Raw genomic sequence first — 17,850 nt, 5'->3', positions numbered from 1 at the left:
GCGGCTCAGCCGACCTTGATCTCGTTGTAGACGGGAACGCTGAACGGGTTGAGCGCCACGTCGGACAGCCGCGGGGAGTAGCCCGCGCTGCCGTTCTGGTACCAGAGCGGGATGGCGGCCATGTTGTCCCGGACGACCGCCTCGGCCTTCTGGAAGGTGGAGACGGCCTGGGCGGTGTCCGTCTGGGCGTTGGCCTGGTCGACGAGCTGGTCGAAGTCCTTGTTGGACCACTTGCCGTCGTTGGAGGAGGCGTTGGTGTAGTAGAGCGGCTGGAGGAAGTTCTGGATGAGCGGGTAGTCCATCTGCCAGCCCGCCCGGAACGGGCCGCTCATCTTGTGCTGCCCGATCTGGTTGCGGAAGTCGGCGAAGGTGCCGACGGGGTTGCCCACGCACGCCTTGTCGTTGCCGAGCGCGTTGTTGATGGAGTTGCACACGGCGTCGATCCACTCCTTGTGGGAGCCCGTGTCCGCGTTGTACGTGATCTTGACCTGGCCGCCGGGGAGCCCGCCGCCCTCCTGGATCAGCTTCTTGGCCCCGGCGGGGTCGTACTCGCAGGCCTTGCCGCACAGGCCGTCCTGGAAGCCGCCGGCCGTGCCGAGGACCGGGGAGGTCCAGTCGGTGGCGGGAGTGCGGGTCTTCTGGAAGATCGTGTCGGTGATCTGCTTGCGGTCGATCGCCATGGACAGACCGGTGCGGACCTTCTCCGAGCCCGCCTTGTTCCAGGCCGGGTCGTAGTAGGGGAAGGCGAGGGTCTGGATGATGCCGGCGGGTGTGTTGATGTACCGGCCGCCCAGATCGCTCTTGACGTTCTTCAGCTGTGCGGCGGGGATGTCGTCGACCAGGTCGAGGTTGCCGGCCATGAGGTCGGTGTAGGCGGTGTTGTTGTCGGTGTAGACCTTCAGGGTCACACCGCTGTTCCGGGCCTTGTCCGGGCCCGGGTAGCCGTCCCACTTCTTCAGGGCCATCTGCGAGCCCTTCGTGTAGGACTCGATGGCGTAGGGCCCGTTGCCGACCGGTTTGCTCAGCCAGGCCGAGTGGTCGGTGAAGAACGACTGCGGCAGCGGGGCGAAGGCCACGTAGCCGAGGGTGTCCGGGAAGCTGGAGAACTTCTGGCTGAGCTTGACGGTGAAGGTGTGGTCGTCCACGACCTTCAGGCCCGACAGGGTGTCCGCGCTCTGCGACCCGCTGTCGGGGTGGACCTTGTCGTAGCCCTCGATGTAGCCGAAGAAGTAGGCGTTCTTCTGGTTGTTCTTCAGGCTCGCGCCGTAGTTCCAGGCGTCCACGAAGGACTTGGCGGTCACCTTCTCGCCGTTGGAGAAGGTCCAGCCGTCCTTCACCTTGATGGTGAAGTTCTGCGAGTCCGTGGTGTCGATGCTCTGGGCGAGCATGTCCTTGGCCTGGCCGGTCTTCGGGTCGTACCGCTTCAGACCGCGGAAGACCATGTCGAGGACCTTGCCGCCCTGCACCTCGTTGGTGTTGGAGGGCTCCAGCGGGTTCTGCGGGTCGCCCCAGGAGGAGCTGAGCACCCCGGCGGCGGTCCCGCCGCTCGTGTCCGCGCCGCCCCCGCAGGCCGCCGCGGCGAGCGCCACCGCCACCGCGCCGGCGGCCCGTCCGGCGTGCCTGGCTCCGCGCATGGGGGTACCTCCTCGTGGTCGCGCCGCGTGCGCTGTGCCGCCGACGCCCTCGACAGAAAGGACGCTGATACGTTATCGGCTAATATCACATCAAAAGGTGCACCACGCACACGTTCCCTCTCCTTCGAGGAAAGGTGTGGCAGACGGAGTACACGGAATCGCGAAATCGCTTACCCGCCACCCGGACCAGCGGGCAGACTCCCGGCATGGTCGATCGTGTTTTCCGTGACGTCGAACTCGCCGCGCTGTACGAGAGGTTGAACCCATGGGGCCCCGGTGACGACTTCTACCTGGAACTCGTGACGGCGGCCGGATCGGTCCTCGACCTCGGCTGCGGAACGGGCCGGCTGCTGCGCGCCGCCCGGGCGGCCGGGCACCGGGGACGGCTCACCGGCATGGATCCGGCGGCCGCCATGCTCGTGCAGGCGCGGCGGGCGGAGCCGGACATCGAATGGGTGCTCGGGGACTTCGCGACGCACCGGTGGGAGGGGGCGTTCGACCTGGTCGTGATGACCGGTCACGCCTTCCAGGAACTCCTCGGGGACGGGCAGGTGCGCGGCACGCTGCGCGGGGCGTGCCGGGCGCTGGCCGACGGCGGCCGGTTCGTCTTCGAGACCCGGAATCCGGCCGCGCGGGCCTGGGAGCGCTGGACCCCGGACCGGGTGCATGAGTTCACCGACGGGGACGGCGCCCCCGTACGGGTGTGGCACGAGGCCGAGCCGGACCTCGTCGGGGACCGGATGACGTTCACCGAGACCTATGCCGGGACGCGCTGGGAGCAGCCGCAGGTGTGCCGGAGCACGCTGCGGTTCCTGGACGCCGACGCGCTGGACGGCTTCCTCGGCGAGGCCGGACTGGCCGTCGCCGAGCGCTACGGGGACTGGGGGCGGAGGCCGATGGCCCCCGCCCCCAGTCCCGAGATCATCACCGTGGCCACGGCCGCGGATCAGTCCTCGGAGGCGTGCTCCTCCAGCGACCTCAGCGCCGGGTCGAGGACGACGTCCTCGTCGCGCTGAGTGGTCGGCTCCTCCGGGAAGTGGCAGGCCGTCAGGTGGCCGTCCCGGTTCCCGGAGATCTGGACCAGCGGCGGCTCCTCGCTCGCGCACTTGTCCTGGGCCTTCCAGCAGCGGGTGCGGAAGCGGCAGCCGGACGGCGGGGAGATCGGCGAGGGGACGTCACCGGAGAGCCGGATCCGCTCGCGGTCCTCGTCCTCGATCCCGACCTCGGGGACGGCCGACAGCAGGGCGTGCGTGTACGGGTGGCGGGGCCGGTTGTAGATCGCCTCCCGGTCGCCGACCTCGACCACCTTGCCGAGGTACATCACCGCGACGCGCTGCGAGAAGTGCCGCACGATGGCGAGGTCGTGGGCGATGAACAGGAACGCGATGCCCAGTTCCTTCTGGACCTCCTGGAGCAGGTTCACCACCTGCGCCTGGATGGACACGTCGAGCGCGGAGACCGGCTCGTCCGCCACGATCAGCTTCGGGTTCAGCGCCAGGGCGCGGGCGACGCCGATGCGCTGACGCTGACCGCCGGAGAACTCGTGCGGGAAGCGGTTGTAGTGCTCCGGGTTCAGGCCGACGAGCTCCAGCAGCTCCCGGACCTTCTTCTCCCGGCCGCCCTCCGGCTCGATCCCGTTGACCTCCATCGGCGACTTGATGATCGTGCCGACGGTCTGGCGCGGGTTCAGCGAGGAGTACGGGTCCTGGAAGATCATCTGGATCTCGGACCGCACGGGCGCCAGCTGGCGGCGCGAGGCCCGGGTGATGTCCTGCCCGGCGTAGGTGATGCTGCCGCCGGTCGGCTCCAGCAGGCGGGTGATGAGCCGGCCCGTGGTCGACTTGCCGCAGCCGGACTCGCCGACCAGACCGACGCTCTCGCCGACGCCGACCGTCAGGTCGATGCCGTCGACGGCCTGCACCGCGCCGACCTTCCGCTTGATCGGAAAGCCGCCGTAGATCGGGAAGTGCTTGGTCAGGCCCTTGACCTCGAGGAGGGTCTCCGACGAGGTCGCGGTGGAGCCCTGCTGTTCGGGGAGGGTGAGGTTGTCGCTCATGTCTCGGTGCTCCCTAGCGCAGCCGGGGCTGGATCTGGTCGATGAAGATGGTCTGCTTCTGCTCGGGCGTGAGGTGGCACGCGGAGGCGCGTCCCTCGCCCAGCGCCGGACGCGTGTCCGAGCAGAGGCTGCCCGGCACCTGGTCCTTGAACGCGCAGCGCGGGTGGAAGCGGCAGCCCGAGGGCGGGTTGAGCAGCGAGGGCGGGCTGCCGGGGATCGGCGACAGCTTCTCGTGCAGGTCGCCGTCCAGGCGCGGCATCGAGCTGAGCAGGCCCCAGGTGTAGGGGTGCTTCGGCTCGTGCAGCACCTCGCGGACGCTGCCGCGCTCCACGGCCCGGCCCGCGTACATCACCAGCAGGTCGTCGGCCATGTGGGAGATGACGCCCAGGTCGTGGGTGATGAAGATGATCGCGGAGCCGAACTCCTGCTGCAGGTCCTTGAGCAGGTCCAGGATCTGCGCCTGCACGGTCACGTCGAGCGCGGTGGTCGGCTCGTCGGCGATCAAGAGGTCGGGGTCGCACATCAGGGCCATGGCGATCATGGCGCGCTGGCGCATACCGCCGGAGAACTGGTGCGGGTAGTCGTCGAAGCGCACCTTGGGCTGCGGGATGCCGACCTTCTCCAGCATCTGGATGGCCCGGTCCTTCGCCTCCTTCTTGGAGGCGCCGCGGTGCTTCATGTACGGCTCGGACAGCTGGCGGCCCACCGTGTAGAACGGCGACAGCGCGGTCAGCGGGTCCTGGAAGATCATCGCCATCTTGTTGCCGCGGAGCTGCTCCAGCTCCTTCTCTTTGGCGGTGACGAGTTCCTTGCCGTCGAGGACGATCTCGCCGTCGACGGTCGAGGTGCGGGGGTTGTGCAGGCCCAGGATCGTCAGGTTGGTGACGGACTTTCCGGAGCCGGACTCGCCCACGATGCCCAGGGTCTTGCCGCGCTCGACGTCGAAGGAGAGGCCGTCGACGGCCCTGACGATGCCGTCCTCGGTGGAGAACTGCACCTTCAGATCGCGGACCGACAGGAAGCTCTCCGCACCGGTCGGGGCCGGAGTGCCCTCGGTCTTGGTCAGTGTGGTCACGGTGGTTCGTTCTTCCTAGGAGAGCCGGACGCGCGGGTCGATCCAGGCGTACGCGATGTCGGTGAGGATGTTGAAGAGCAGGATGAAGAAGGCACCGAACAACATGACGCCCATGGTCAGCGGGAGGTCCTTGTGGACCGCGCCGTCCACGGCGAGCCGACCGATTCCCTGGAGGGAGAAGGTGAGCTCGGTGACGACGGCACCGCCGAGCATGCTGCTGAGGTCGATACCGAGCACGGTGACGATCGGGATCATCGAGCCGCGCCAGGCGTAACGGAAGAAGACGTACTTGCGCGACATGCCCTTCGCGCGGGCGGTGCGGACGTGCTCCTCGGCGAGCTGCTCGATCATCGAGGAACGTGCCATACGGGTGTACTGCGCGGTGAAGATGGTGGCCATCACCAGCGTGGGCAGCAGCATGCCGGTGAACCAGCCCCACGGGTTCTGGGTGATCGGCACGTACTGGGGGTTCTCCATCCAGCCCGTGCTGTAGACGAAGATGATCAGGACGATCGGACCCAGGAAGTAGATCTGGAACGAGCTGAGCACCATCGACGCGCCCGTGGCGATCTTGTCCACCATGGAACCTCGCCGGAAGGCGGCGACCATACCGGCGCCCACACCGACCACGAGGAAGACGACCGCGCCACCGAGGGTGAGGGTCAGCGTCGTCGGGAAGCGGTCCATGATCGTGCCCCAGACCATGTCGCCCGAGTAGAACGACTGCCCGAGGCACGGGGCGCTGCAGTGTCCGGTCGGGAAGTCACGGCCCATCACGATGCCGGTCATGAAGTCCCAGAACTGCTGGACGATGGGCAGGTTGAGACCGAGGGCCTGGCGGATGTCCTCCAGTCTCTGGGGAGAGCAGTCCTTGCCACAGGCCAGGGAGGCGTAATCGGAAGGCGCGGCGACGAACAGGAAGAACGTCGCGGCGGAGATGAGGAACAGGGTGACCAGGGCACCGACCGTGCGCCGGAGGATGAACTGAAGCATGGCGGGAGGGCTGCTCTCTGCGGAGACGAGTGGGAGGTTTCACGGAGGTGCGGGGACGCGCTCCGCCTGGTGCGCGTCCCCGCGATCAGCCGTAGAGAGTTACGACTTCTTCAGGAACAGGTGGTTGATGTCGATGAGGCTCGACACCGACCCGTAGCGGGCGCCGCCCACGTTGGACCCGGAGAGCTGGAACTGCTTGGTGTACCACAGCGGAGCGGCCGGCAGGACCTTCTCCATCAGGTAGTGCTGGGCTTCCTTCCAGGTCTTCGCGGCCGCGGTCGGCTGCTGGGTCAGCGCCTTCTTGATCAGGGCGTCGACCTTCGGGTCCTTGACGTGCGAGTAGTTCGGCGAACCGTCGGTGACCTGGGTACCGTCGTAGACCGGCGTGACCACGGTGGACGCGGACGGCCAGTCCTGGCCCCAACCCGTGATGTACATGTCGTACGGGTTGTCCAGCTTGCCGATCTGCTCGTAGTAGCTCGCGGCGTCGACCTCCTTGGAGACGACGTTGAAGCCGACCTTGGTCAGCGCGTCCTCGATGGCGACCTTGCGCTTCTGACCGTTCTCGCTGTTGCCGTAGGCGAAGACGACCTTCTTCTCGGCCGCCGGGACGCTCTTCAGGAGCTCCTTGGCCTTGGCGATGTTGCCCTGCGGCGTCGCCAGACGGCCGTACGGGTCGTACTTGGCCTCGTAGCCCGGCAGCGTCGGCGCGAAGTAGTTCGGGGCCACGTCACCGCCGTAGACACCACCCTCACCGGCGATGAGCGACTTGGAGTTCACCGCGTAGGCGATGGCCTGACGGACCTTGAGGTTCTTGACGCGGTCCAGGTTGAAGGACAGCTGCATCACGTAGGGCTGGTAGCCCTTGACCGTGCGCTTGTTGGCGGCCGGGTCCTTGATGACGTCCTGGATCTGCGTGGCCTCGACGCCGCCGGTGAGCTGGATGGCGTTCTTGTCGTCGCCCTGGTCGGCGATCAGACGCTTGGTCTGGGTCGACTCGGTGACGCCGAACTGGAAGTTGAAGCCGTCCACGTACTGGTGGCGCACGGAGTCGGACTTCGGGTCCCAGTTGGCGTTCTTGACGAGCACCAGGGACTTGCCGTTCTTGTACGACTGGACCTTGTACGGGCCGGTGGCGACCGGGGCCTTGTCGTACTTCTCCTTGGTGTCGTCCTTCGTCGGGACGATGGCGTAGCCGGCCATGGCCAGCGTCTGCGGCAGGTCCGGACGCGGCTGGTCGAAGTGGAAGACGACCGTCTTGTCGTCCGGCGTGTCCAGGACCGACTTCGGCAGGTGCTTCTTGCCGAAGCCGCCGTCCGGCAGCGCCTTGCGGTAGTCGGCGCCGCTCAGCCAGGTCTGCAGGTAGGTCGGGCCGTCGAAGATGAACTTCGCGTACAGGCGCTCGACGGAGTGGCGGACGTCGGCGGACGTGATGACGTTGCCCTTGGCGTCCTTGATGCCGTCCTTGAGGGTGAACGTCCAGGTCTTGCCGCCGTCCGACGACTTGCCGGAGTCGGTCGCCATGTCACCCACGACCGAGACGTTGCCCTTGTCGTCCTCGTTGAACTGGGTCAGACGACGGAAGAGCAGGTTGGCGACCTGACCGGCGTCGGAGACGTAGGTCTGGCCCGGGTCCAGGTGCGAGAGGCCCGCCTCCTGGTAGACCGTGATCGTGCCGCCGCTCTGGGCACCGGTGATCTCCTCGGCCGGACCGGTGGAGCCGGCAGCGTCGGCGTACGTGACCGCCTTCGACTGGACCTGGGCTTCCTTCTGGTCCTTCTTGGAGTTCTGGCCGGTGTTGGTGCCCTTGTTCTCGGAGCACCCGGTGAGCGCGAGGGAGCCGGCCGCGATGGCGACCACGATGGCCTGCGCTCTGCGCGAGCTGAACGACTTCATGAGGCGAATGCACCTACCTGTCGGTTGTTATCCATGAGTACTGCCTGACGCGGCTGGTAGGCCGACTCGGGGGTGGCAGTCATCCCCCCTCCAGCGGACGAACTACCGCCCGGACTTGGGGTCGAACGCGTCCCGCACCGAGTCTCCGAGGAGATTGAAGGCCAGGACGAAGATCACCAGTGCCACACCCGGGAAGAAGATGAACGACGGGTCCTGCTCGGCGTACTTGGCGCCGTTGGCGAACAGTCGTCCCCAGTCCGGGGTCGGCTCGACGAAGCCGACACCTGCGAAGGAGAGGAAGGCAATGGTGAGGATGGTGCTGGGCAGGTTGTACGTGAACTGCACCAGGATCGGCGTCACCACGTTCGGCAGGATCTCCTTGCGGACGATCCGCCAGGGCGAGGCACCGGAGACCTTGGCGGCCTCCACGAACTCCCGCTCACGCAGGGACAGCACGGTCGAGCGGACCAGTCGGGCCATCCCCATCCAGCCGAGCACCCACAGCACGATCAGCATCGCGATCGCCCGGAAGTAGGTCGGTGTCGCCTCCCGCGGGTCCACGAAGAACGCGGTCACCACGGGCATGAAGGCGATGAAGAAGAGCTGCTGCGGGAAGGCGAGGAAGAAGTCGGTGACCCGGCCGATCCAGTAGTCGGTCCTGCCACCGAAGTAGCCGCCGATCAGTCCGAGGATGATGCCCGTGACCATCATCAGGACGGTCACACCGAGCGCCATGAACAGCGAGGTGCGCATGCCGTACACCAGCATCGCGAACACGTCGCGGCCGTACTGCGGCTCGACGCCGAACCAGTGCGTTCCGGACAGACCACCGAAGTAACCGAGCGGGAGACCGAAGTCGTCGAGGACGGGGGTGTCCTGGTAGGTGGGGTCCTGCCCGTACAGCGCGTACGGGTCCGTCCCGCTGAGCTTGGTCAGCAGCGGCGCGGCCAGCGCGACGACGAAGTAGAAAATCACTATCGCGGCGCAGATGACACCGGTACGGTCACGCTTGAAGCGCTGCCACATCAACTGGCCGGGAGAGCGACCCTCGAGCTTCTTCTCGTCCTTCGCAGGAGCGGGCTTCGTCTCGAGTTCGGGCTCCAAGGCAACCGACGGCCCGGAGCCTTCAGCCTTGGCTGGACTGGTCATGTGTGTTCTTCCCCCGGGGGGTTGGAGAGTCGAGCGCAGCGCAGATACCGGAGAGTTCTGCGGTTTGGGGGAACTTTCGCCAATGTGTTCAACGCGCGTCAAGGGCGGACGACATAGGGATGTCCCTATGTTCAATATTTTGAGCAAAAATTGCAAAGATCGACACCTGTGCGCGCTTGACACTAGCGACAACAGACCGGCAAAACGGACACTCCATCGTATTTTTTTGTTTCACATGTCCGAAACGTGAAGCGTGCTGCTCCGGTATCCGAACACTCGCCCTCTCCAGGGCCCGTGCGCATGCCGAAGGCCCGGCCCTCCTGTCGGCGGAGGACCGGGTCTCACGGGGTCTCAGGACGCGTCAGCCGTGCTTCGCGCGGCTCGCGGCGCGGGCGCGCTCGCGGGCGTCCAGGTTCACCTTGCGGATGCGGACCGCCTCCGGGGTGACCTCCACGCACTCGTCGTCGCGGCAGAATTCCAGCGACTGCTCCAGGGAGAGCTTGCGCGGCGGGACGATGGCCTCGAACGAGTCGGCCGAGGACGACCGCATGTTCGTGAGCTTCTTCTCCTTGGTGATGTTCACGTCCATGTCGTCGGAGCGCGAGTTCTCGCCGACGATCATGCCCTCGTACACCTCGGTGCCCGGGTCGGTGAACAGCACGCCGCGCTCCTGGAGGTTCGTCATCGCGAACGCGGTGACGGCACCGGCGCGGTCGGCGACCAGCGAGCCGTTGTTACGGGTCTGCAGGGTGCCGAACCACGGCTCGAAGCCCTCGTGGATGGAGTGGCCGATCCCGGTGCCGCGGGTCTGGGTCAGGAACTCGGTACGGAAACCGATCAGACCGCGGGACGGTACGACGAACTCCATGCGGACCCAGCCCGAGCCGTGGTTGGACATGTTGTCCATCCGGCCCTTGCGGACGCCCATGAGCTGCGTGACGGCACCCATGTGCTCCTCGGGCACGTCGATCGTCATGCGCTCGACGGGCTCGTAGGTCTTGCCGTCGACCTGCTTGGTGACGACCTGGGGCTTGCCGATCGTCAGCTCGAAGCCCTCGCGGCGCATCTGCTCGACCAGGATGGCGAGCGCCAGCTCACCTCGGCCCTGGACCTCCCAGGCGTCCGGGCGCTCGGTGTCGAGCACGCGGAGCGAGACGTTACCGATCAGCTCGCGGTCCAGGCGGTCCTTGACCTGGCGGGCGGTGACCTTGCGGTCCTTGACGGCCGCCTTCGCGTCGGCGCCCTTGCCGGTGCCGCCGCGGCCGACCAGCGGGGAGGTGTTGGTGCCGATGACCATGGAGATGGCCGGCTCGTCGACCGTGATCAGCGGGAGCGGGATCGGGTTCTCGGTGTCGGCGAGGGTCTCACCGATCATGATCTCCGGGATACCGGCGACGGCGCAGATGTCACCCGGTCCGGCCTTCTCGGCGGGCTTGCGGGTGAGCGCCTCGGTCATCATCAGCTCGGTGATGCGGACGTTGCTGATGGACCCGTCACGCTTGATCCAGGCGACCGTCTGGCCCTTGCGCAGCTCGCCCTGCTCGACGCGGAGCAGCGCGATACGGCCGAGGAAGTTGTCGGCGTCCAGGTTGGTGACGTGGGCCTGGAGCGGGGCGGCCTCGTCGTAGGTCGGGGCCGGGATGTGCTCCAGGATCGTGGAGAAGAACGGCTCCAGGCTGTCACTGTCGGCCGGAACCGTGCCGTTGTCCGGCTTGGTCAGCGAGGCGACGCCGTCACGGCCACAGGCATAGACGATCGGGAACTCGATCTGGTCCTCGTCCGCGTCCAGGTCCAGGAAGAGGTCGTAGGTCTCGTTGACGACCTCGTCGATGCGGGAGTCCGGACGGTCCGTCTTGTTGATGCACAGGATGACGGGCAGGCGCTGCTGCAGCGCCTTGCGCAGCACGAAGCGGGTCTGCGGCAGCGGGCCCTCGGAGGCGTCCACGAGCAGGACCACACCGTCGACCATCGACAGACCGCGCTCGACCTCGCCGCCGAAGTCGGCGTGGCCGGGGGTGTCGATGATGTTGATGGTGATCGGCTCGCCGCCGGACTTGGGGTGGTACTTCACCGCCGTGTTCTTGGCGAGGATCGTGATGCCCTTCTCACGCTCCAGGTCGTTCGAGTCCATGACTCGGTCGTCGACCTGCTCGAGCTGGTGGGCGGCGAAGGCACCGGCCTGCTTCAGCATGCCGTCGACGATGGTCGTCTTGCCGTGGTCGACGTGGGCGACGATGGCGACGTTGCGGATGTCGTGGCGCGTGGCCATATTGCGACGTACTCCCGGAGTGTGAGGAAGGCCCTCTGCGTACGTCCGTGTGACGCGGGCCCTGCCGGGCTTGACATGCCACGGCCTCACCCCATGTTACGTGGCTCTGAAGGGGTCGGCCTCCCCAGGGCCACGGAGGTCTCAGCTGCCGGACGGGCTCGGCGAGACCTTGGCGCCCTTCTTCAGGAATCCCATGTCCTCGTAGACGGGTGTCTGGAACCCGAACGCACCCGCGTTGACCAGGTCCTTCCTGGCTCCGACCAGCTGCGGGCGCTGGTAGAGCGGGATGGAGCCGGCCGCCGCCCAGATCCGGGAGTCCGCCTTGCGAATCAGGTCCCGCGCCTCGTCCTCGTCCAGCGCCGAGGCGGCCTGGTCGAAGAGCTGGTCGACCTGGTCGGTGCCGACCCGGGTGAAGTTCTGCTCGACGTTCACCGAGCCGTCGGCGGCCGGAACCGGCTTTGCGTAGATCGGCCGGGCGTCGGTCGCGGGGAAGGCGGAGGACGGCCAGGAGTACAGAGCGAGGTCGTAGTCGCCCGCGGCGACGTGGTCCTTGAAGTAGCTCTCGTCCGAGACCTTGGTGATCGTGGTGCGGATGCCGACCTTGTCGAGCATCGCCGCGATCCGCTCGGCGACGGAGTTCAGGGTCTCGGAGCCGGGCCCGGAGGGGAGCACGAAGCGCAGGGCGAGCGCCTTGCCGTCCTTGGCCAGCGGACCGGTCACGGCACCGGCCGGGGCCGCGGTGCCCTTCGGGGCGTAGGCGCCGGGCGCGCCGCCCTGCCCGCCGTTGTACTGCTTGCCGTCCTGCGAGAGGTGCTTGCCGCCCTCGTCGCCCTTCTCCCGCTTCTCCTCGGCCGACTCGTGGTGCTTGCCCTTGTCGTCGCTGCCCTTGTCGTCCTCGCCGACGATGTACTGGCCGTCGTCGCCGCCGTCGGACTCGTCCTCCTCCTTCTTCTGCTTCTTCGTGCTCTCGGCACCGGCCGCCTTCTCGGCCTTCTTCTGCTCCTTGACCGGTCCGCCGAGCACCCAGCCGGCGTCCGCGAGCAGCGCCGCGGCCTCCTTGGTGTCCACTCCGCCCAGGGCGCCGCTGTTGTCGACGTAGTCGGCCTGCCCGGACAGGGCGAGGTGGCTGCCGACCGGGACGGCGGGCAGGCCGAGCGGGGTCAGCACGAGCTTGGCCAGTTCCTCGCGGTCGATCGCGCGGGCGACGGCCCGGCGGACCCGCTCGTCGGCGAGGGGGCCCTCGGCGCCGTTGAGGGCGAGCTGGGTGTAGGCGGGCTCCAGCGACTTGCGGACGTCGAAGGCGTGCAGCTTCTCCTGCTGCTCCAGGTACCGGGTGATGGCCCGGCTGAGCTTCTTCTTGCCGGCCTTGACCTCGTCGGAGTCGAAGCCGTGCGCGAGCGCCCAGGAGCGCAGCTTCTTGGCGGAGGTCTTGCCGGCGCCCTGCAGCGGGGTGCCGGTGCCCCCCTGGCGGGAGGCGAGGTTGATCCGCTCGGCCTCGGCCGGGTCGACGTCCGCGAGGTCCACGGTTCCGTCGGCGAGCGCCGCCGCCCGTTTGTCGCGGTCCACGGCGTGCAGCACGATCTCGTTCAGCTTGGCGGGCTTGCCCCACCAGCGCGGGTTGCGGGTGAGGACGATGTCCTTGGCGGCGGTGTCGACCTTCTCGACCTTGAAGGGGCCCGCGGTGACGTTCAGCTTGCGGCGGGCGCCGTCGTTGAAGGCGTCCGGGGTGCCCATGACGTCCTTCGGGTACAGCGGGGAGAACAGCGACTTCCAGTCGGCGAAGGGGCGGGAGAAGGTGACCCGGACCTGGAGGTCGTTCGCGCCGCGCTCGATCTTCTCGATGCGGTCGTAGCCGGCGTTGCGGGCGGTCCAGTAGGCGCTGTCCTTTCCGGACAGGGCGCGCCACTGGGCGACGAAGTCGGCGGCGCCGATCTCCCGGCCGTCGCTCCAGACGGCCTGCTGGTTCAGCTTGTACAGCACGACCTGGCGCGGCTCGGTCTCGATGACCTTGGCGGACTCCAGATAGGCGGGGTTGGCCACCGGACGCCCGGACGCGTCGAGGCGGAACATCGACGGCAGCACGGCCTGGGCGACCCGGGTGGTGCCCGCGTCGGCGTCCGCCTGGAACGTGTTCAAGGTCTCCGGTACGGCGTCCACGGCCCACTTCAGGGTGCCGCCCTCGGCCACCTGGTCGCGGGCGACGAGGTCGATGTCCTGCCCGGCCAGGGGTCGGCTCGGCTCCTCGTCGGAGCCACAGCCGGCGAGCAGGGACGCCGCGAGGGCCCCCGCGGTGAGGAACGCGGCCGAACGTAGGACCGCACGCATTCCGACGCCGTCGTGGGACATCTCTGCTACCTCCGGGAAGCCGCGGGCGTTATGATCACTTTTGGCCGTATATGGAGCTGATCAGATCTATGCGCCCAGTGAAGAGGAAAGGATCCGGCAACAGCGGGCGACACGACGGCGACGCAAAGTAAGCCACCCGTGCGGCGCAACACACCCGGAGATGCACCCACGCGACTCCGCCAATCGATGCACATGTCTTCACAGCGACAGGTGTGACGCGCAACACTCCAAGGCGCATGAACGTTGCCGCCCAGGGCCCGCAGGACCCGTGGAAGTGAGGGCAAGTCATGTCCGTGCACGACGAACTGACAACCGTCCAGCGCAGCCTCGACGATCTGTACCGGTCGCTCGGGCGCCTGGAGAAGCAGCTGGGCAGCGGTGGCCTGGAGATGCGCCGGGTCCGGATGGACGCCGACCATCTGCGCGAGAGCCTGGCGCTGCTGCGGGACGCGGCGCACAGCCCGGCCGCCCCGAACCGGCCCGACCTCGTCACCATCTCCGACACGCCGTACGACATCAGCCTGTGGACGGACTCTGACGACGAAGGCCTGGGCGCCCGCGACCGGCACGCTCCCTGAACCGAACCGACCGGAGTCTCCCTTGGCGACTGGTACGGAACCCCAACAGAACAGCGGCGGCGTACGTTCGCGTACGCGCGCCGCGATCGACGCACCGCATCTGCGGACCGACCGCTGGTGGCTGGCGCCCGCCGTCACCGCGGCCGGTCTGTTCGCCTTCGTCGTCTACTCGACCTGGCGGGCCTTCGCGAACGCGGACTACTACGCGGCGCCGTACGTCTCCCCGTTCTACTCGCCGTGCCTGGCGCAGAACTGCGCGACCATGCACGCGGGGCCGAACGCCGACCTCTTCGGGAGCTGGTGGGCCATCTCCCCCGCCGTCATCATCCTGATCTTCCCGCTCGGCTTCCGGCTGACCTGCTACTACTACCGCAAGGCCTACTACCGCAGCTTCTGGGCGTCCCCGCCCGCCTGTGCCGTGGCCGAGCCGCACCGTACGTACACCGGCGAGAGCCGCTTCCCGCTCATCCTGCAGAACGTCCACCGGTACTTCTTCTTCGCCGCCCTGCTGGTCGCCGGCGTGCTGACCTACGACACCGTGCTGTCCTTCCGTGACGAGCACTACCGCTGGGGCCACATGGGCCTGGGCACCCTGGTCTTCCTGGTCAACATCGTGCTGATCTGGGCGTACACGATCTCCTGCCACTCCTGTCGGCACATCGTCGGCGGCAAGCTCAAGCACTTCTCGAAGCATCCCGTGCGCTACAAGGCGTGGCAGTTCGTCGGAAGGCTCAACGCCCGGCACATGCAGCTCGCCTGGGCGTCGCTGCTGAGCGTGGCGCTCGCCGACTTCTACGTCTATCTCGTCGCGTCCGGAGTCTTCGACGATCCGCGCTTCTTCTAGTGAGGGACTGACTGATGTCCGTGGTGGACCGGCAGGAGTGGGACGTCGTCGTGGTCGGTGCCGGCGGCGCCGGGCTGCGGGCCGCGATCGAGGCGCGCGAGCGGGGCGCCCGTACGGCGGTGATCTGCAAGTCGCTGTTCGGCAAGGCGCACACGGTGATGGCCGAGGGCGGCATCGCGGCGGCCATGGCCAATGTCAACGAGCACGACAACTGGCAGGTCCACTTCCGTGACACCCTGCGCGGCGGCAAGTTCCTGAACCAGTGGCGGATGGCCGAACTGCACGCGCAGGAGGCCCCGGACCGGGTGTGGGAGCTGGAGACCTGGGGTGCGCTGTTCGACCGTACGAAGGACGGGAAGATCTCGCAGCGCAACTTCGGCGGCCACGAGTACCCGCGGCTCGCGCACGTCGGCGACCGCACGGGTCTGGAGCTGATCCGCACCCTGCAGCAGAAGATCGTCGCGCTGCAGCAGGAGGACAAGAGAGAGACCGGGGACTACGAGTCCCGGCTGAAGGTCTTCCAGGAGTGCACGGTCACCAGGGTCCTCAAGGACGGTGACCGCGCCTCCGGGGTCTTCGCGTACGACCGTGAGTCCGGCCGGTTCTTCGTCCTCGAGGCGCCCGCGGTGGTCGTGGCGACCGGCGGGATCGGCAAGTCCTTCAAGGTGACGTCCAACTCGTGGGAGTACACGGGCGACGGGCACGCGCTGGCGCTGCTCGCCGGGGCGCCGCTGCTGAACATGGAGTTCGTGCAGTTCCATCCGACCGGCATGGTCTGGCCGCCGTCGGTGAAGGGCATCCTCGTCACCGAGTCGGTGCGCGGCGACGGCGGGGTGCTGCGCAACTCCGAGGGCAAGCGGTTCATGTTCGACTACATCCCCGACGTCTTCAAGGAGAAGTACGCCGAGTCGGAGGAGGAGGGCGACCGCTGGTACGACGACCCGGACCACAACCGGCGTCCCCCGGAGCTGCTCCCCCGCGACGAGGTGGCCCGGGCGATCAACTCCGAGGTGAAGGCGGGCCGCGGCTCCCCGCACGGCGGGGTCTTCCTGGACGTGTCGACACGTATGCCCGCCGAGGTGATCAAGCGCCGACTGCCCTCCATGTACCACCAGTTCAAGGAGCTGGCGGACGTCGACATCACGGCGGAGGCGATGGAGGTCGGGCCGACCTGCCACTACGTGATGGGCGGTATCGCGGTCGACTCCGAGACCGCGGCGGCGCGCGGGGTGCCGGGGCTGTTCGCGGCCGGTGAGGTCGCGGGCGGCATGCACGGCTCCAACCGGCTGGGCGGCAACTCGCTCTCCGACCTTCTGGTGTTCGGGCGCCGGGCCGGCTGGCACGCGGCCGCGTACGCGGCGGGCGCGGCCGAGCGCCCCCGGGTCGCCGACGCGCAGGTCGACACGGCGGCCGCGGAGGCCCTGCGGCCCTTCTCCGCCCAGCCGGAGGCGGAGGCGGGCCCGCCGGAGAACCCGTACACCCTGCACCAGGAACTCCAGCAGACCATGAACGACCTGGTCGGCATCATCCGCCGCGAGGGCGAGATGGAGCAGGCCCTGCAGAAGCTGGCCGAGCTGCGCGTACGCGCCCGGCGGGCCGGTGTCGAGGGGCACCGCCAGTTCAACCCGGGCTGGCATCTCGCCCTCGACCTGCGGAACATGCTGCTGGTCAGCGAGTGCGTGGCCCGGGCCGCGCTGGAGCGCACCGAGTCGCGCGGCGGCCACACCCGCGAGGACCATCCGACGATGGACCGCGCCTGGCGCAACGCGAACCTGCTGTGCTCGCTCGCCGACCCCACCGGAGGCCTCGCGGCGACCGATCCCGCCCGCGGCCAGATCCGGCTGACCCGGGAGACCACCCCATCCATCCGCCCGGACCTGCTCGCCCTCTTCGAGAAGGAGGAGCTGGTCAAGTACCTCGCCGAAGAGGAGCTGTACGAGTGAGCAGCTACGAGGCCCGCTTCAAGGTGTGGCGGGGTGACGTGGAGGGCGGCGGCCTGGAGGACTTCGGGGTCGAGGTCCACGACGGGGAGGTGGTGCTGGACATCATCCACCGGCTCCAGGCGACCCAGGCACCCGACCTCGCCGTGCGCTGGAACTGCAAGGCGGGCAAGTGCGGTTCGTGCTCGGCGGAGATCAACGGGCGGCCGCGGCTGATGTGCATGACGCGCATGTCGGTGTTCACCCGGGACGAGACGATCACCGTCACCCCGCTGCGCACCTTCCCGGTGATCCGGGACCTGGTGACCGACGTCGGCTTCAACTACCAGAAGGCCAGGGAGGTTCCGGCCTTCGTACCGCCCGCCGGAGTGGGCCCGGGCGAGTACCGCATGTTCCAGGAGGACGTGGACCGCTCGCAGGAGTTCCGCAAGTGCATCGAGTGCTTCCTGTGCCAGAACACCTGCCATGTCGTCCGCGACCACGAGGAGAACAAGAAGGCGTTCGCCGGGCCGCGCTTTCTGATGCGGGTCGCGGAGCTGGACATGCACCCGCTGGACGCGGCGGAGGAGACCGGCCTGGACCGCAAGGGCACCGCCCAGGACGAGCACGGCCTCGGCTACTGCAACATCACCAAGTGCTGCACGGAGGTCTGCCCCGAGGACATCAAGATCACGGACAACGCGCTGATCCCGCTGAAGGAGCGCGCGGTGGACCGCAAGTACGACCCGCTGGTCTGGCTGGGGTCGAAGATCAGGAGGAGGTCTTCGTAGCGTCCCGGCCGGGGCGCTGGGCGAGGGCCTGGATGATGAATCCGGCCAGGAAGAGCGCGAGATACCCGAAGAACCCGACGCCGCCGAACCCGGCGTCGTCGAACGGCCCGAGGAACAGGAGCAGACTCAGCCCGAGCGCCATGACCAGGGTGCCGTACCCCCACAGCCGCGGCCGTACCACCCGGCGGCGGGCGGGCCACGGCACCCAGTCCGCCACGATGGACACGATGCCGCCCGCCGCGAGCAGCGCAACGGCCAGCCATGCCGCCACCACGAAGTACATGTGCATGACGATCAGCG

14 protein-coding genes are annotated in these 17,850 nt (G+C 68.0%); 5 read left to right on the top strand and 9 right to left on the bottom strand.

Annotated elements, in window-relative coordinates:
• Nucleotides 1–5 precede the first annotated feature (5 nt).
• On the bottom strand, nucleotides 6–1,634 hold the full coding sequence (locus ACIRVH_RS10570) for an ABC transporter substrate-binding protein (RefSeq protein WP_403950592.1): 1,629 nt from the start codon (nucleotides 1,632–1,634) through the stop codon (nucleotides 6–8).
• 206 nt (nucleotides 1,635–1,840) lie between these two features.
• On the opposite strand from ACIRVH_RS10570, the gene ACIRVH_RS10565 reads away from it, so the two are divergent.
• Complete coding sequence (locus ACIRVH_RS10565) at nucleotides 1,841–2,650, top strand: class I SAM-dependent methyltransferase (RefSeq protein ID WP_403950590.1); 810 nt, start codon at nucleotides 1,841–1,843, stop codon at nucleotides 2,648–2,650.
• Here ACIRVH_RS10565 and ACIRVH_RS10560 read toward each other — a convergent pair.
• The 7 genes from ACIRVH_RS10560 to ACIRVH_RS10530 form a co-directional block, all read right to left on the bottom strand.
• Complete coding sequence (locus tag ACIRVH_RS10560; protein ID WP_403950587.1) at nucleotides 2,581–3,690, bottom strand: ABC transporter ATP-binding protein; 1,110 nt, start codon at nucleotides 3,688–3,690, stop codon at nucleotides 2,581–2,583. The genes ACIRVH_RS10565 and ACIRVH_RS10560 overlap by 70 nt on opposite strands.
• 13 nt (nucleotides 3,691–3,703) lie before the next feature.
• The gene (locus tag ACIRVH_RS10555; RefSeq protein ID WP_403950584.1) at nucleotides 3,704–4,765 is read right to left on the bottom strand and encodes an ABC transporter ATP-binding protein; all 1,062 of its coding nucleotides are present in this window, start codon (nucleotides 4,763–4,765) and stop codon (nucleotides 3,704–3,706) included.
• Nucleotides 4,766–4,780: 15 nt separating this feature from the next.
• Nucleotides 4,781–5,758, bottom strand: a complete 978-nt coding sequence (locus ACIRVH_RS10550) for an ABC transporter permease (RefSeq protein WP_403950581.1) — start codon at nucleotides 5,756–5,758, stop codon at nucleotides 4,781–4,783.
• A gap of 99 nt (nucleotides 5,759–5,857) precedes the next feature.
• Entirely contained in the window at nucleotides 5,858–7,654 is a 1,797-nt protein-coding gene (locus ACIRVH_RS10545) for an ABC transporter substrate-binding protein (protein ID WP_403950579.1), read from the bottom strand.
• 102 nt (nucleotides 7,655–7,756) lie between these two features.
• Nucleotides 7,757–8,803, bottom strand: a complete 1,047-nt coding sequence (locus ACIRVH_RS10540; protein ID WP_403950576.1) for an ABC transporter permease — start codon at nucleotides 8,801–8,803, stop codon at nucleotides 7,757–7,759.
• A gap of 361 nt (nucleotides 8,804–9,164) precedes the next feature.
• Entirely contained in the window at nucleotides 9,165–11,072 is a 1,908-nt protein-coding gene (gene typA, locus ACIRVH_RS10535) for a translational GTPase TypA (protein ID WP_403950574.1), read from the bottom strand.
• A gap of 141 nt (nucleotides 11,073–11,213) precedes the next feature.
• A complete protein-coding gene (locus ACIRVH_RS10530; protein ID WP_403950571.1) occupies nucleotides 11,214–13,418 on the bottom strand; it encodes an ABC transporter family substrate-binding protein in 2,205 nt (734 codons plus the stop codon).
• 287 nt (nucleotides 13,419–13,705) lie between these two features.
• On the opposite strand from ACIRVH_RS10530, the gene ACIRVH_RS10525 reads away from it, so the two are divergent.
• From ACIRVH_RS10525 to ACIRVH_RS10510, 4 genes are read left to right on the top strand one after another with little or no spacing between them, the layout of a single operon-like run.
• Nucleotides 13,706–13,996, top strand: a complete 291-nt coding sequence (locus ACIRVH_RS10525) for a hypothetical protein (protein ID WP_403950568.1) — start codon at nucleotides 13,706–13,708, stop codon at nucleotides 13,994–13,996.
• A gap of 22 nt (nucleotides 13,997–14,018) precedes the next feature.
• Complete coding sequence (locus ACIRVH_RS10520) at nucleotides 14,019–14,840, top strand: hypothetical protein (protein WP_403950567.1); 822 nt, start codon at nucleotides 14,019–14,021, stop codon at nucleotides 14,838–14,840.
• Nucleotides 14,841–14,854: 14 nt separating this feature from the next.
• Nucleotides 14,855–16,783, top strand: a complete 1,929-nt coding sequence (locus ACIRVH_RS10515; RefSeq protein WP_403950564.1) for a fumarate reductase/succinate dehydrogenase flavoprotein subunit — start codon at nucleotides 14,855–14,857, stop codon at nucleotides 16,781–16,783.
• Nucleotides 16,780–17,550 carry a succinate dehydrogenase/fumarate reductase iron-sulfur subunit gene (locus tag ACIRVH_RS10510; RefSeq protein WP_403950562.1) on the top strand — a complete coding sequence of 257 codons (771 nt, stop codon included), beginning with the start codon at nucleotides 16,780–16,782 and terminating at the stop codon, nucleotides 17,548–17,550. The genes ACIRVH_RS10515 and ACIRVH_RS10510 overlap by 4 nt, the downstream gene beginning before the upstream one ends.
• Here ACIRVH_RS10510 and ACIRVH_RS10505 read toward each other — a convergent pair.
• Nucleotides 17,531–17,839 carry a hypothetical protein gene (locus ACIRVH_RS10505; RefSeq protein ID WP_403950560.1) on the bottom strand — a complete coding sequence of 103 codons (309 nt, stop codon included), beginning with the start codon at nucleotides 17,837–17,839 and terminating at the stop codon, nucleotides 17,531–17,533. The genes ACIRVH_RS10510 and ACIRVH_RS10505 overlap by 20 nt on opposite strands.
• Between the last annotated feature and the right edge of the window lie 11 nt (nucleotides 17,840–17,850).

This window comes from Streptomyces sp. NPDC101165 (assembly GCF_044768135.1).
In the GTDB taxonomy this organism is placed as follows: domain Bacteria; phylum Actinomycetota; class Actinomycetes; order Streptomycetales; family Streptomycetaceae; genus Streptomyces.
This window is presented reverse-complemented; position numbering and strand designations above follow the sequence as displayed.

Excerpts from the sequence above, each read along its gene's own strand:
- ACIRVH_RS10570 (WP_403950592.1), bottom strand. The coding sequence starts at position 1,634 with ATGCGCGGAGCCAGGCACGCCGGACGGGCCGCCGGCGCGGTGGCGGTG.
- ACIRVH_RS10565 (WP_403950590.1), top strand. The coding sequence starts at position 1,841 with ATGGTCGATCGTGTTTTCCGTGACGTCGAACTCGCCGCGCTGTACGAG.
- ACIRVH_RS10560 (WP_403950587.1), bottom strand. The coding sequence starts at position 3,690 with ATGAGCGACAACCTCACCCTCCCCGAACAGCAGGGCTCCACCGCGACC.
- ACIRVH_RS10550 (WP_403950581.1), bottom strand. The coding sequence starts at position 5,758 with ATGCTTCAGTTCATCCTCCGGCGCACGGTCGGTGCCCTGGTCACCCTG.
- ACIRVH_RS10545 (WP_403950579.1), bottom strand. The coding sequence starts at position 7,654 with ATGAAGTCGTTCAGCTCGCGCAGAGCGCAGGCCATCGTGGTCGCCATC.
- ACIRVH_RS10540 (WP_403950576.1), bottom strand. The coding sequence starts at position 8,803 with ATGACCAGTCCAGCCAAGGCTGAAGGCTCCGGGCCGTCGGTTGCCTTG.
- typA (WP_403950574.1), bottom strand. The coding sequence starts at position 11,072 with ATGGCCACGCGCCACGACATCCGCAACGTCGCCATCGTCGCCCACGTC.
- ACIRVH_RS10530 (WP_403950571.1), bottom strand. The coding sequence starts at position 13,418 with ATGTCCCACGACGGCGTCGGAATGCGTGCGGTCCTACGTTCGGCCGCG.
- ACIRVH_RS10525 (WP_403950568.1), top strand. The coding sequence starts at position 13,706 with ATGTCCGTGCACGACGAACTGACAACCGTCCAGCGCAGCCTCGACGAT.
- ACIRVH_RS10515 (WP_403950564.1), top strand. The coding sequence starts at position 14,855 with ATGTCCGTGGTGGACCGGCAGGAGTGGGACGTCGTCGTGGTCGGTGCC.
- ACIRVH_RS10505 (WP_403950560.1), bottom strand. The coding sequence starts at position 17,839 with ATGCACATGTACTTCGTGGTGGCGGCATGGCTGGCCGTTGCGCTGCTC.